General features: G+C 70.2%; 8 protein-coding genes and 3 pseudogenes. 4 read left to right on the top strand and 7 right to left on the bottom strand.

The features are described from left to right. Positions 1-5 precede the first annotated feature (5 nt). Positions 6-1,829: pseudogene (locus Q2K21_RS23535) on the bottom strand (ABC transporter permease/substrate binding protein); the annotation flags it as partial. After that, the gene (locus Q2K21_RS23540) at positions 1,822-2,907 is read right to left on the bottom strand and encodes a quaternary amine ABC transporter ATP-binding protein (RefSeq protein ID WP_310774825.1); all 1,086 of its coding nucleotides are present in this window, start codon (positions 2,905-2,907) and stop codon (positions 1,822-1,824) included. The gene Q2K21_RS23540 and the pseudogene Q2K21_RS23535, both read right to left, overlap by 8 nt. Before the next feature lie 194 nt (positions 2,908-3,101). Between Q2K21_RS23540 and Q2K21_RS23545 the strand changes: the two genes are divergently transcribed. Both Q2K21_RS23545 and Q2K21_RS23550 read left to right on the top strand, forming a co-directional pair. Then, on the top strand, positions 3,102-4,040 hold the full coding sequence (locus tag Q2K21_RS23545; protein ID WP_310781186.1) for a 5'-3' exonuclease: 939 nt from the start codon (positions 3,102-3,104) through the stop codon (positions 4,038-4,040). 230 nt (positions 4,041-4,270) lie between these two features. Then, a complete protein-coding gene (locus Q2K21_RS23550) occupies positions 4,271-5,116 on the top strand; it encodes a siderophore-interacting protein (protein ID WP_310774826.1) in 846 nt (281 codons plus the stop codon). A gap of 62 nt (positions 5,117-5,178) precedes the next feature. Here the strand turns inward: Q2K21_RS23550 and Q2K21_RS23555 are convergent. The 4 genes and pseudogenes from Q2K21_RS23555 to Q2K21_RS23570 form a co-directional block, all read right to left on the bottom strand. Next, positions 5,179-5,954: pseudogene (locus Q2K21_RS23555) on the bottom strand (ABC transporter permease). Between the two features lie 107 nt (positions 5,955-6,061). After that, a complete protein-coding gene (locus Q2K21_RS23560) occupies positions 6,062-7,315 on the bottom strand; it encodes an RNA-guided endonuclease InsQ/TnpB family protein (RefSeq protein WP_310774827.1) in 1,254 nt (417 codons plus the stop codon). Between the two features lie 106 nt (positions 7,316-7,421). Beyond that, a pseudogene (locus Q2K21_RS23565) lies at positions 7,422-8,404 on the bottom strand (ATP-binding cassette domain-containing protein). Positions 8,405-8,637: 233 nt separating this feature from the next. Beyond that, positions 8,638-9,288, bottom strand: a complete 651-nt coding sequence (locus tag Q2K21_RS23570) for a PadR family transcriptional regulator (RefSeq protein ID WP_310774828.1) — start codon at positions 9,286-9,288, stop codon at positions 8,638-8,640. Between the two features lie 265 nt (positions 9,289-9,553). Between Q2K21_RS23570 and Q2K21_RS23575 the strand changes: the two genes are divergently transcribed. Further along, positions 9,554-11,077, top strand: a complete 1,524-nt coding sequence (locus Q2K21_RS23575; protein ID WP_310774829.1) for an amino acid permease — start codon at positions 9,554-9,556, stop codon at positions 11,075-11,077. A 144-nt stretch (positions 11,078-11,221) separates the two neighbouring features. Continuing rightward, entirely contained in the window at positions 11,222-12,163 is a 942-nt protein-coding gene (locus Q2K21_RS23580; RefSeq protein ID WP_310774830.1) for an RluA family pseudouridine synthase, read from the top strand. A gap of 6 nt (positions 12,164-12,169) precedes the next feature. On the opposite strand, the gene Q2K21_RS23585 is transcribed toward Q2K21_RS23580, so the two are convergent. After that, on the bottom strand, positions 12,170-13,771 hold the full coding sequence (locus Q2K21_RS23585) for a cytochrome P450 (protein WP_310774831.1): 1,602 nt from the start codon (positions 13,769-13,771) through the stop codon (positions 12,170-12,172). Between the last annotated feature and the right edge of the window lie 152 nt (positions 13,772-13,923).

Consider the following 13,923-nt stretch of genomic DNA (forward strand, 5'->3'; position numbering starts at 1 on the left):
CGGGAAGTGGCCGCGGCGCCGGAAACGGACTTCTGGACGGGGGCGAGCTTGTCGACGAGGCCCGGGTTCTTCTTCAGCCAGGCGCGCACAGCGTCCTGCTGCCTGCCCTTCCCGGCCTTGTTGATCTCCGCTTCAAGGCCGGTGAGCTGCTTCTCGTCCATTGTGAAGTTCTTCAGCCAGGTGCCGAGGACGGGGTTGTCCTGCGTGAAGCCCTTGCGGGCGAGCGTGTGCACCGCGTCGCCCTTGCCCCAGGCTCCCTTGGGGTCCTTGAGCTTCTTCAGGTCGTAGTCGTGGTACGCCCAGTGCGGCGACCAGAGCGGGACGACGACGGGCTCCTTCCTGGCGTACGCGCGCTTCAGCTCGGCGAGCATCGCGGGCGTGGAGCTGTCGACGACCCGGTACTCCTTGTCGAGGCCGTACTCCTTGAGGACCGTGTTCTTGAGCAGGCTCATCTCGCCGGCGCTCGACTCGATGCCGGTGATCTTCCCGCCGAAGGTGCCCGCCCTGCCCTTGAGGTCCTCCAGCGAGTCGATGCCCTTCATGTACGAGGGCACGCTCAGCTCCAGCGACGTGGGGCCGTACCAGGAACCCAGGTCGTCGAGCCGGCTGCCGTACTTCTTCCAGTACTGCTCGTGCGTGGTGGGCAACCAGGAGTCCGTCTCGAAGTCGATGTCGCCCTGGGCGAGCGAGGTGTACAGCGGTCCGGCGTCGAGCTGCTTGACGTCGACCTGGAACCCGCGCCGCTCCAGGATCTCCTTCCACAGGAACGTGGAGGCGACGCCCTCGTCCCACGGGAGGTAGCCGATGGTGACCTTCTTGCCCTGGCCGACGTTCCGCGTGTCGGCCGCGGTGGCGGCCTTGTCACCGCCGCCGAAGACGCCCATCCCGCCGCCGGCGAGCGCGAGCACGACCACGCCGATCACGGCCACGGCGGGCCGGGGGCGGTACGACCAGATCTTCAGGCCCCGCGCCGCACGCATCCGGGCGGCGGTGCGCCGGCCCAGCGGGGAGACCTGGGTGCCCAGGGCGCTGGTCATGCGGTCCAGGTAGATCGCCAGAATGACGATGGCGACACCGGCCTCGGCGCCGAGACCGACGTTGAGCTGGCCGATGGCCTCGTTCACGTCGCCGCCGAGACCGCCGGTGCCGACCATGCCCGCGATGGCCGCCATGGACAGGCCCAGCATGATGACCTGGTTGACACCGGCCATGACGGTGGGCAGGGCGAGAGGGAGCTGGACGCGCAGCAGCGTGTTGCGCGGGGTGGTGCCGAACGCCTCGGCGGCCTCGACCAGCTCCTTGTCGACCTGGCGGATGCCCAGCTCGGTCATGCGGACGCCGGGCGCGAGGGCGAAGATCAGGGTGGCGACGATGCCCGCGGGAGCGCCGGTGCCGAAGAAGAGGATCGCCGGGATGAGGTAGATCATCGCGGGCAGCGTCTGCATGAAGTCGAGCACCGGCCGGACGATGGCGCCGACCCGGCCGGCACGGGCCGCCCAGATGCCCACGGGCACGGAGACGACGAGCGCGATGATCGTCGCCACGAGGACGAGCGAGAGGGTCACCATCGCGTCCTCCCACAGCTCCAGGGAGTCGATGAAGGCGAATCCCGCAAAGGTGAGGACACCTGCGGACGTGCCGCGCAGCCAGAACGCGATCACGGCGAGGATGCCCGCGAGCAGCAGGGGCTCGGGGGCCTGGAGGACGGCGTTGATGCCGTCGAAGGCGCCCTGGTAGACAATCTTGCAAAGGTCGAACAGCCATGCCACGTGGTGCAGCAGCCAGTCGACCGTGGAGTTGACCCAGTCGCCGAACGGGATCCTAGGCACGGGCGCTCACCTTCCCTCCCTCCTCGCGGGACGTGTCGCAGGGCGTGGGCCCTCCCGTCCGGTCGCCGAGGAAGCCGACGAGGCGCTGCCTGGGTACGACGCCCACGAGCCCGCGCCGCGCGTCGAGCACGGCGACCGGGTGCGCGAGGCGGGCGCTGATCGCGCACAGCTCCACGAACGGGGTCTCGGGTGTCACGGTCTCGCAGCCGCAGTCCGCCTCGTCGCCGCGCACGGCGGTGTCCATGACGACGCCCGCGGTCAGCACGCGGGAACGGTCGACGTCCTGGGTGAAGGAAGCCACGTAGTCGTCGGCGGGGCGCACGAGGATGTCCTCCGCGGTGCCGATCTGCACGATGCGGCCGTCCCGCATCACGGCGATGCGGTCGCCCAGGCGCATGGCCTCGTTGAGGTCGTGCGTGATGAAGACGATCGTCTTCTTCAGGGTCTTCTGGAGTTCCAGGAGCTGGTCCTGCATGTCGCGGCGGATCAGCGGGTCGAGCGCGCTGAACGACTCGTCCATCAGCAACAGATCGGCGTCCGTGGCGAGCGCGCGGGCCAGGCCGACCCGCTGCTGCATGCCGCCGGACAGCTCGTCGGGCCAGGACTTCTCCCAGCCGGCCAGGCCGCACAGGGCGAGCGCCTCGTCGGCGCGGCGCTCGCGCTCGGCGCGGGGCACGCCCTGTACTTCGAGGCCGTAGGCGGCGTTCTCGCGGACGCTGCGGTGCGGGAAGAGCGCGAAGTGCTGGAAGACCATGCTGATCTTCCGTGAGCGGACCTCACGCAGCTCGCGGGGGCCCAGCGCGGTGAGATCCTGGCCGTCGAAGCGGACGTGTCCCGCGGTCGGCTCGAGCAGTCCGTTGAGCATGCGCAGCAGCGTGGACTTGCCGGATCCGGACAGGCCCATGACGACGAAGATCTGGCCCGGCTCCACCGTGAAGGATGCGTCGATCACGGCGGCGGTGGTGCCGTCGGCGCGCAGCTCCTCACGGTCGGCTCCCTGCCGGAGCCGTTCCACGGCGTTGTCGGGTCGTCTGCCGAACACCTTGTAGAGGTGCTCGGCCTCAAGCCTGGATGACACAGGTACCTCTCATCTCGAAGCCTCCGAGCCGTTGCAAACGATTTAATTTGCAATCGGCATCGCTTCGACGCGCGCCTGCCCCTCGCCTGTACAGGGCAAACGCACGAGTGGTTCAGTTCACAAGTCGTTCACTTGTGCCACGCCAGGGAGTCCGCACCACTTCCGAGGGGGCACTGTCGGTGCCGTACGGCATGATGCGGAAGGTGACGCAGACAACCCGACGGCTCATGCTCCTCGACACCGCCTCGCTCTACTTCCGCGCCTACTTCGGCATCCCGGACTCCGTGAAGGCCCCGGACGGCACGCCCGTGAACGCCGTGCGCGGGCTGCTCGACTTCATCGACCGCCTGGTCCGGGACCACCGCCCGGACGACCTGGTCGCCTGCATGGACGCGGACTGGCGCCCGCACTGGCGGGTCGAGCTGATCCCGACCTACAAGGCGCACCGCGTGGCCGAGGAGCACGAGGCGGGCCCGGACGAGGAGGAGGTGCCGGACACGCTCTCCCCTCAGGTGCCCGTCATCGAGGGCGTCCTGGACGCGCTGGGCATCGCGCGCGTGGGCGTGGCGGCGTACGAGGCGGACGATGTGATCGGCACGTTCACGGCACGCGCGAAGGGACCGGTCGACATCGTCACCGGCGACCGCGACCTGTACCAACTGGTCGACGACGCCCGCGGGGTGCGTGTGCTGTATCCGCTCAAGGGCGTCGGCACGCTCCAGCTGACCGACGAGGCGTTCCTGCGCGAGAAGTACGGCGTCGACGGGCGGGGTTACGCGGACCTGGCGCTGCTGCGCGGCGACCCGAGCGACGGGCTGCCGGGCGTGCCGGGCATCGGCGAGAAGACGGCCGCGAAGCTGCTCGCCGAGTTCGGCGACCTGGCCGGGATCATGGCCGCGGTCGAGGACCCCAAGTCGAAGCTCACCCCGGCACAGCGCAAGCGGCTCGACGAGGCACGGCCCTATGTCGCGGTCGCACCCAAGGTCGTCCGCGTCGCCGACGACCTGCCGCTGCCCGAGGTCGACACGGCACTTCCGCACGCCCCGCGCGACCCGTCCGCCCTGAACGAGCTGGCGACCCGCTGGGGCCTGGGCGGCTCCCTGCAGCGGCTGCTCACCACGCTCGGGGCGTGAGGGCCCCGACGGCACCCAACCCGCCGGGAGGCGGCGGGACCGGACCGGACACGGCCACGCGTCCGAATGTCCCCTCATGCCTCCTCGGCGAGCCGCAGCTCGGCACCGGGCTGCGGCACGGCGAACGTGCCGGTCCAGGCGCGCGCTCATCAACTCTTCACGGGAGAGGTGTTAACTGGAAGGAGGTGCTAACTTAGGTAAACCTAAGCAGAGGGAACTGGGAGGCCGTCATGGCAGAGCGCCCGGCAGGCGGGGGCCGCAAGGCCCACTCCGCGCAGGTCATCCGCACGGAGCGGCTGAGCCCGCACATGCAGCGTGTAGTGCTCGGCGGCGAGGGCCTGGCCGATTTCTCGGCGGGTACCTGCACCGATCACTATGTGAAGCTGCTCTTCCCGCCGGCCGAGGGCGTCACCTACCCCGAACCCTTCGACATGCAGCGGATCCGCGAGGAGTTGCCGCGCGACCAGTGGCCGGTGACACGTACCTACACCGTGCGCGCATGGGACCCCGAACACCGGGAACTGACCCTTGACTTCGTGGTCCACGGCGACGAGGGCCTCGCCGGACCGTGGGCGGTGCGCGTCCAGCCGGGCGAGACCGTGCGGTTCATGGGCCCCGGCGGCGCCTACGCCCCCGACGCGGGTGCCGACTGGCACCTGTTCGTCGGCGACGAGAGCGCTCTGCCCGCGATCGCGGCCGCACTGGAGTCGCTGCCGGACGGCGCCGACACCTACGCCTTCGTGGAGGTCTCGGGCCCCGAGGAGGAGCAGAAGATCGACTCCGATGTAGAGGTGGTCTGGCTGCACCGCGGAGACCGGCCGATCGGCGAGGCCCTGGTGGAGGCCGTCCGGGCACTGGAGTTCCCCGAGGGCCGGGTGCACGCGTTCGTGCACGGCGAGGCGAGCTTCGTGAAGGAACTGCGCCGACTGCTGCGCGTCGAGCGGCAGATCCCGCGCGAGGACCTCTCGATCTCCGGCTACTGGCGCCTGGGCCACAACGAGGACGGCTGGCAGGCGTCGAAGCGGGAGTGGAACGCGCGCATCGAGGCGGAGCAGGAGGGCGCGACCGCCGCGTAGCACGCCGGAAGCGGCGGCACCCGCCTTGTGCGGGTGCCGCCGCTTCGCTGCGTCCGGTGTGCTCACACGGACCGCTGGTACGACCGGAACGTCCGGATCGACAGCCACACCGAGACGACCGCCAGCCCCAGCAGTGCCCCGCCCCGGCCGAACACCTGCCCCCAGTCGGGGTGCGCGGACATCGCCGAACGGCCCGCCATCATCGCCCAGTCGAGCGGGTTGAAGTCGGCGATGTGCCGCTCCAGGAGGGCATTTGGTCCGGCGCCATGAAGGCGCTCGAAAGAAACGTCAGCGGCAGCAGCAGGAACGTGTTGATGCCGATGATCGACTCCCGCTCCCGCACCAGCATCCCCAGCGCGTTGGACAGCGCCCCGAAGACCGTGCCGAGCAGCACGGAGGCGAGGACCAGGATCGCGATGCCCCCGATGCCGCCCGGGTAGTGGGCGCCGCCCAGCAGACCGAGCAGCCCGATGATGACCGACTGCAGGGCGGTGACCAGGCCGTTGTTGACGACGTTGCCGTTCATCAGCGCGGCCCGGCTGACCGGCGTGGTCAGGAAGCGGTTGAGCGTGCCCCGCTGGATCTCCTCCAGGGTGCCCATGCCGGCCCACATGTTGGAGCTGAGGGCACTCATCACGACCACGCCCGGCACCAGGTAGTCGAGATACGAGGTGGTGCCGAAGCCGCCGAGTTCGACGACCTTCTTGAAGAGGTTGCCGAACAGGAACAGCCAGATCACCGGCTGGATCAGAGTGATGATCGCGTAGGCGGGCTGCCGTGCGAACACCATGAGTTGACGCTGCGTCATGTACCAGGTCTGGGAGATCGTCGTGCTCATCGCGCACCCCCGGCCACGGCCGGCTCGCCTTCCGTTTCGGTCTCGGATTGACTTGCTCCTCGGGCTGAAGCCCGAGGATTCTGGCCTTCCGGTCCGGTGCTGTGCCGCTACGCGGCACGGGCTCCGGACCGGATTCCATGGCTTCCTGCTTCACCGCGCGGTGCCGGAACATGTCCCGGTCTTACCCGCGCTCCACAGGCTGTCACCGCCAGTCCGGCGGCCTTGATGTTCTTCGCGGCATTGTGGTCCCGGTCGTGGACCGTCCCGCACGCGGGGCAGGTCCACTCCCGCACGTGCAGGGGCTTGGGCCCGTCCTTGATCCCGCAGGCGGAGCACACCTGGCTGGTGGGCTCGAACCGGCCGACCTTGGCAAACGTCCGGCCATAACGTGCCGCTTTGTATTCGAGCATGGCCACGAACGCGGACCAGCCCGCATCATGCACACTCTTGCCCAGCCTGGTACGCGCCAGTGCCTTGACCGCCAGGTCCTCCACCGCGACCGCTTGGCTCTCGCGGATCAGCCTGGTGGAGAGCTGGTGGTGGAACTCGCGGCGCGCGTCAGCCACCTTGGCGTGGGCACGGGCGACTTTCAGCCGGGCCTTTTCCCGGTTCCTGGATCCCTTCTGCTTGCGGGACAGCTCCCGCTGGGCCTTCTTCAGTTTCTTCTCGGCGCGGCGCAGGAACCGCGGGGAGTCGATCTTCGTGCCGTCGGACAGGACGGCGATGGGGGTCCCCCCGGACGGAGTCTGGGGGAGGGTCAGGCCCAGGTCGATGCCGAGGGTGCTGTCGGGGTCCGGCTCGCTGAAGCGGGTCCGGTCCTGCTCCGGGTCGGTGTCGATGACGAAGGAGGCGAAGTATCGCCCGGCCGCGTCCTTGATCACCGTGACGCTGGAGGGGATGGCGGGCAGCGTGCGCGACCAGCGCACTTTCACCTCGCCGATCTTCGGCAGCAACAGCCTTCCGGTCTCGTTGATCTTCCAGCGCGCGTTCGCGGTGAACCGGACCGCCTGCCTTTCGTCCTTGCGGGACTTGAAGCGGGGCGCCCCTACCCGCGCTCCTTTCCGGGCTCCCTTCAGGGAGGCGAAGAAGTGCCGGTAGGCGCTCTCCGCGTCCCGCAGCGACTGCTGGAGCACCACCGCCGACACCTCGCCCAGCCAGTGCCGCTCACGGGTCCTCTTCGCCTCGGTGACCAGCGTCCTCGACAGCACCGCCGCCGTGGGGAACGCCTCCCCCGCCGCCCGCGCCCGCTCCCGCGCCGCGATCGCGTCGTTGTACACCACCCGCGCACACCCGAACGCCCTCGCCAGCGCGCTGCGCTGACCCGGCGTCGGATCGAGACGGAAGGCATACCGAAGCTGCACGATCCGGACGCTAACACCAGCCACCGACAGCCCGGGACGGATCAGCCGAATCCAGCTCCGCCGGAACGATTCGGCGACGCTCCGCGTCGCCGCGTCCAGATTCGCTTCACCACCGGCGTGAACGCCGGTGCACTGCGAATGAATCCCGGTAGCGGCGGCCCGCGTAGCGCAGATAGACGTCGTCGAGGGACGGCCGGGCGACCGTCGCCGCGGCCACCGACACCCCGGCCCGCTCCAGCGCCCCGAGCAGTGCGGGCATGGCAGCGGCTCCGTCGTCGGCGCGGGCGCTGACCCGGCGCCCGTCGACGATCATCTCGTGCACGCCCGGCAGCCCGCCGAGTGCGCCCCGCAGCAGCGTACGACCGGCCTCGCCGACCGCATCGCGCAGTTCCACGTGGACGGCGTCACCGCGCAGTTCGCCCTTGAGCGACTTTGGGGTGCCCTCCACCACGACCCGGCCGCGGTCGACGATCGCGATGCGCTCGGCGAGCCGGTCGGCGTGGTGAGCAGGATGGTCAGGCCCTCCTCGCCGGCGAGACGGCCGATCTCGTCCCACATCGCGGTGCGCGCCTGAGGGTCGAGACCGGTGGTGGGCTCGTCGAGGAACAGCACCTCGGGGCGGTGCACCAGTCCGAGCGCGACGTCGAGACGGCGGCGCATGCCGCCGGAGTAGCCCTTGACCTGACGTCCGGCGGCATCGGTGAGCGTGAAGCGTTCGAGCAGCTCGTCGACGCGACGGCTCAGGGCGGTGCCCCTCAACCCGTAGAGCCTGCCCTGGAGCTGGAGGTTCTCCCGGCCCGTGGCGACGGGGTCGGCCCCCGAGTTCTGGGCGACCACGCCGATCGCGCGGCGCACCCGGTCCGGGTGGCGCAGCACATCGTGGCCGGCGACGGTGGCCGAGCCCGAGTCGGGGCGGGCCAGGGTGGTGAGGATCTTGACGGTGGTGGACTTCCCGGCGCCGTTCGGGCCGAGGAGCCCGAAGACGGTGCCCGGCTCGACGGTGACGTTCATGCCGTTCAACGCCGTGATGTCACCGGGATAGGTTTTGATCAGCTGACGCGCCTCGACCGCGGGCGCACGGGTGGTCATGACGACTGCTCTCCTGTGGACAGCGGATGACGGCGGGTCCGCGGTGTGCGGCCGGGCCGCCCTCCGTATGAGCGGATGACGACTGATCCGCTGATCCGCGTGAAGAGCACCGGGCTATCCTGGGTGTGCCGCACCTCGATCGCCTGGATGTGCCTCACGGCGGATTCAGCTCGGGGTTCGAGACCCTGGCGGGACTGCTGCAACAGCCCTGCCGGGGTCTTTTCCTTCGGCGGCTAGGGTCTCTCGACGTCGCCGCCTTCCAGCTTCAGATACTCCGCGGGGACCTCCCCCGTCTCGTGGAAGGTCCGCCACTCCTTGACGCCGGGAAACGTGCCGGCCTTGAGCTCTCCGAGGAAGTCACGGACCCACGCGGCCTCGGCCTCGATCATGTGGAGCTTGAACTCCGACTCGATCAGGAAGAGCCGGGGAAGCGTCTCATGGAGCTTCTCCATGCCGCCGCGCGCACTGGCGGCCCGCACCTCCAGGGTGTCCAGCCGCTCTTCGAGCAGACGGACCACCTCGTCCGGGTGGAGCAGGCCCATCAGTGAGAGCGCCGCCTCGAAGATGGGGAACTCCAGCGCGGGGACGGCGAGCAGGTCCGACAGCCACTCCGTGGCCTCTTCACGCCCGGTGTCCGTGATGCCGTAGAGCGTGCGCTCGGGGCGGTTGCCCTGGCGCTGTACTTCGGAGACCTCGACGAAGCCGTGTTTCTCCAGGTTCTGGACGACGGTGTAGAGCGAGCCGTAGTTGATCTTCAGGCTGGCGTCCTTGCCGCGACGGCGCAGGGTCTGGGCGATCTCGTACGGATGCATCGGCTTCTCGGTGAGCAGCACCATGACCGCGAGCGCCAGCGGGTTGCCGAGCTTCCGGCGCTTCGTCGCCACGGAGTTCACCTCGATCCATGAACGTCAACTCGTAACCGAATATCCGTAGCAGAACATATCGCGTCTTGGAGAACGGAGTCAATGCGCACGAAACACGATGTATCGCGTCCGGCGGGCCCCCCGCACGGCGTGAGCACTTGGGTCCGCCCCCGACACCACCGCGTGACGCCGGTGAAACAGGACCTCCCTACTTTCTGTCGCCCGACAGAAATTTCTGTCGCCCGACAGGAACTCTCGCGCCGCAGTGCGAAAGCAGGTTGCCGCCATGACGAGCACCGCCCCCGCCGACGTCCACCCGAACCCGCCACGGCCCGACGGAGCCGCCGACCTCGCCGAGTTCGGCTACCGCCAGGAACTGCACCGCAGCCTGGGCCGGTACGCCTCCTTCGCCGCCGGGTTCTCCTTCATCTCCGTACTGACGACCGTCTTCCAGTTCTTCGCGTTCGGATACGCCTTCGGGGGCCCCGTCTTCTTCTGGACCTGGCCCGCCGTGCTGCTGGGCCAGCTGCTGGTGGCCGCGTGCTTCGCCGAGCTCGCGGCGCGCTACCCGATCTCGGGCGCCGTCTACCAGTGGTCCACACGGCTGTCGAACGCCGCCTTCGGCTGGTTCGCCGGCTGGATCATGGTGATCGGACAGATCGTGGTGGTCGCGGCGGCGGCGCTCGCGCTCCAGATGGTGATGCCGCCGCTCTGGTCGGGCTTCCAGCTCGTGGGCGGCGACCCGGCGCCCACCTCCCCGACGGGTGCGGCGAACGCGGCGGTCCTCGGTGTCATCCTGCTGGTACTCACCACGCTCGTGAACGTCGTCGACAACCGTGTGATGTCCGCGATCAACCGGGTCGGGGTCACCGCCGAGATCATCGGCGCATGCCTGATCGTCGTGCTGCTGCTCACCCACTCCCGGCGCGCCCCCGGCATCACCTTCCACACGGGCTCCGGCACGGGCGGCCTGCTCGGCGCGCTGCTCGTGGGCTCGTTCATGGCGGCATATGTGATGATCGGCTTCGACAGCGCGGGCGAGATGAGCGAGGAGACGCACAACCCGCGGCGCACCGCGCCCCGCACGATCCTCACCGCCCTGGGTGCGGCGGGCCTGCTCGGCGGACTGATCGTCCTGGGCGGCATCCTCGCCGCGCCCAGCCTGACGGACGGCCACCTCGGCACCGACGGCCTGAGCTACGTCCTGACCAGCAGCCTCGGCGACGGTGTCGGGCGGGTGCTGCTCGCCGACGTGGTGGTGGCGATCGCGGTGGCGACCCTCGCCATCCAGACGGCTGCCTCCCGCATGCTCTTCTCCATGGCCCGCGACGGGCAGCTGCCGTTCGCGCGGCGCCTCGCCCGCGTCAACCCCCGCACGGGCATGCCCGGCGCTCCCGCCCTGGTGATCGGCGTCCTCGCCGCCGCGCTCCTGCTGCTCGACTTCGCCTCCCCGGACGCCTTCCTGGCCATCGGCACGACCTGCATCGTGATGCTCTACCTCGCGTACGCGATGGTGACGGGCCCCCTGCTGGTACGGCGTCTGCGCGGCGAGTTCCCCGCGGGCGGCACGGACGAGACGGGCGCCCCGCTCTTCTCCCTGGGCCGCTGGGGTGTCCCGGTCAACGCGCTCGCCCTGCTCTACGGCCTCCTCATGACCGTCAACCTGGCCTGGCCGCGCGCGGAGGTGTACGACCCGGCGGGCGGGCACTGGTACTTCCAGTGGTTCACGGCGCTGTTCTTGCTGGTCACCGTAGGGCTCGGCGCTCTGTACCGGGTGGTGAGGGCACGACGAGCACCAGCCTCAGCATGAACCTGATCGCGCCTGCGCCCGGTCCCCCTGGACCCGGGCGTGCTGGATCAGGCCGTCGCCGGTGAGGAGGGTGGGTGTCAACGGGCCGCGGGGCGAGCCCAGCGGTTTTCGCCGGTCCACCCGCCCCTCGTACCCTTGATCGCGATGAGACGCCGACCCCGTATCCCGCCCTCTCCCCTGCCGCAGCGCGACGGGGTCGATCCCGTGCGGGTGCGATTGCCCCTCGGCGAGGAGTGGGCCACCGTGCGGGACCATCTCGTGGCGCGACTCGCGGCCGGGGACGGGGTGATCGACGGGATGCTCGACGCCGGGTCGATCGTCGGAGCCGACGGGCGGCCCGTCGCGCGCGACGCGACGTATGTGCCGGGCATGTACGTGTGGTTCCACCGCGCACTGCCCGACGAGGAGCTCGTGCCGTTTCCGGTCGAGGTGGTGTACCGCGACGAGCACATCGTCGTCGCCGACAAACCGCACTTCCTCGCCACCACCCCGCGCGGCAGCCATGTCGCCGAGACCGCGCTCGCCCGGCTGCGGCGCGACCTCGGGATTCCGACGCTGACCGCCGCGCACCGGCTGGACCGGCTGACCGCCGGGCTCGTGCTGTTCACCGTACGGCCCGAGGAACGCGGCACGTACCAGTCGCTGTTCCGCGACAAGCGGGTCACCAAGGAGTACGAGGCGATCGCCCCGTACGACCCCGAGGTTGCCCTGCCGCGCACCGTGCGCAGCAGGATCGTGAAGGAGCGCGGGGTCATGGCGGCCCGCGAGGTGGCGGGCGAGCCCAACGCGGTCAGCCGGATCGAGCTGCTGGAGCAGCGCGGCGGGCGCGGACGCTACCGGCTGCTCCCGCACACCGGGCAGACCCATCAACTCCGGGTGCACATGAACGCCTCGGGGCTGCCGATCCTCGGCGATCCGCTCTATCCGGTGGTGGCCGACCCCGGGCCGGCCGGTGACTTCCGGCACCCGCTCCAACTGCTGGCGCGGGTACTGGAGTTCACCGATCCGGTCACGGGGCGCACGCACCGATTCGTCAGCGGGCGGATGCTCCAGGCCTGGTCGGCGTACGACGAGTGGCCCCTGTAGCGGCGCTCACTGGCCCCGCCACCACCGCAGCAACCGCCGCCACACACCGGGGCGGTGCTGCGGCGCGGTGGCCGGTTCCGGCGGCATCGGCGGGGCGGCCACCTGCTCCGGCGGCATCGGTGGGGCGGCCACCTGCTCCGGCATCGGCATGGGCGCGGGCACAGGCACCGGCGCTGACGCGGGTGTGGGCGCGGGTGTGGGCGCGGGTGCGGGCGCCGCTGTCGGCGTCGCGATGTCGGGACCGGACGTCGTGACCAGCCAGCCGGGGCGCTGCGGCGGCACCTGGCGCAGGGCCGGCTGCTGCGTCACGTCCTGCGGCGGCCTCGGCTCGAACCGTACCGGCAGCTCCACCAGATGTCGCGAGGCGATCGTCGCCGTCCAGCGCAACTCGTCCTCGTCACAGTCGAGCTGGATGTCCGGCAGCCGCATCAGCAGCGCGTCGATGCCGGTGTCGGCGATGGCGCGGCCGATGTCCTGACCGGGGCACTCGTGCGGGCCGCCGCCGAAGGCGAGGTGGGAACGGTTGCCCTGCATGTTGGCGGCGAGGTCGGGCCGTACGCGCGGGTCGACGTTGCCGGGAGCGATACCGAGGAGCAGTCCGTCGCCCTTGCGGATGCGCTGGCCGCCCAGCTCCGTGTCCTGCTTGGCGAAGTAGCCGAGGATGGTGCTGAACGGCGGCTCGTCCCACAGGGACTGCTCGACCGCCTCGGGTACCGTCATCTGCCCGCCGTTGAGCTGGGCCCGGAAGCGCGGGTCGGTGATCATCACGCGCAGCACGTTGGCGAGGAGGTTGGCGGTGGCCTCGTAGGCGGCGATCAGGACCAGGCGCAGATGCTCCCTGATCTCCTCGTCGGTCAGCCGGGCCGGGTGGTTGATCAGGTGGCTGGTGAAGTCCTCCTCGGGCTGGGCCCGGCGGCGGGCGGTCAGCCGGGCCAGGGCGTCCACGATGTACTGGTTGCTGGCGATCGCGGTCTCGGTGCCCTTGAGCATGTCGCGGGCGGCGTGCACGATCCGGTCGTTGTACTCGTCGGGCATGCCGAGGACCTCGCACATCACCGCCATCGGGAGGTGATCGGCGAACTGGCCGACCAGGTCGGCCCGCCCGTCCTCGCAGAACCGGTTGACGAGCGCCTGCGTCGAGCGGTTGATGTACCGGCGCAGGCCCCGGTAGTCGATGGTCGACACGGCGCCGGTGACCGCACCCCGCAGCCGCAGGTGCTCGTCGCCCTCGGCATAGGAGCAGATGGGCTGCCAGGCGAAGTGCGGCGTCAGCGGGTGGTCGGGCTTGATTTCGCCGGACTGCAGCGGCGCCCAGATGCGGCTGTCCCGCGAGAAGTGCGCGGGGGAACGCACCATGTGCAGGTTCTCGCCGTGGCCGAGCACCACCCACATCGGCACGTCGTCGTGGATCAGCACCGGGGCCACGGCGCCGTGTTCGGCACGGAGTTTCTCGTACAGGGCCCCCAGGTCCTCCGCCTCGGGACCGTACAGCCGGCGCGCTCCGCCGGGGCCGCGGCCGTGGGCCGGGCAGCCGGGCGGCGGAATGGACGCGGGGCCGTCCGTACCGGTGAGGTCCCTGCCGGTCAGGGAGTGGGATTCAGGCGTCACGATGATCGCTCCGAAACTGAGGTGGAATCCGGTATTTGGAGGGTGGGGACGGGACATGGGGGGAGGGACGGGACATAGGGGGACAAGACATGGGGGGACAGGACATGGGGGGACAGGACATGGGGGGACAGGACATGGGGGGACAGGACATG

This window comes from Streptomyces sp. CGMCC 4.7035, assembly GCF_031583065.1.
In the GTDB taxonomy this organism is placed as follows: Bacteria; Actinomycetota; Actinomycetes; order Streptomycetales; family Streptomycetaceae; genus Streptomyces; species Streptomyces yaanensis.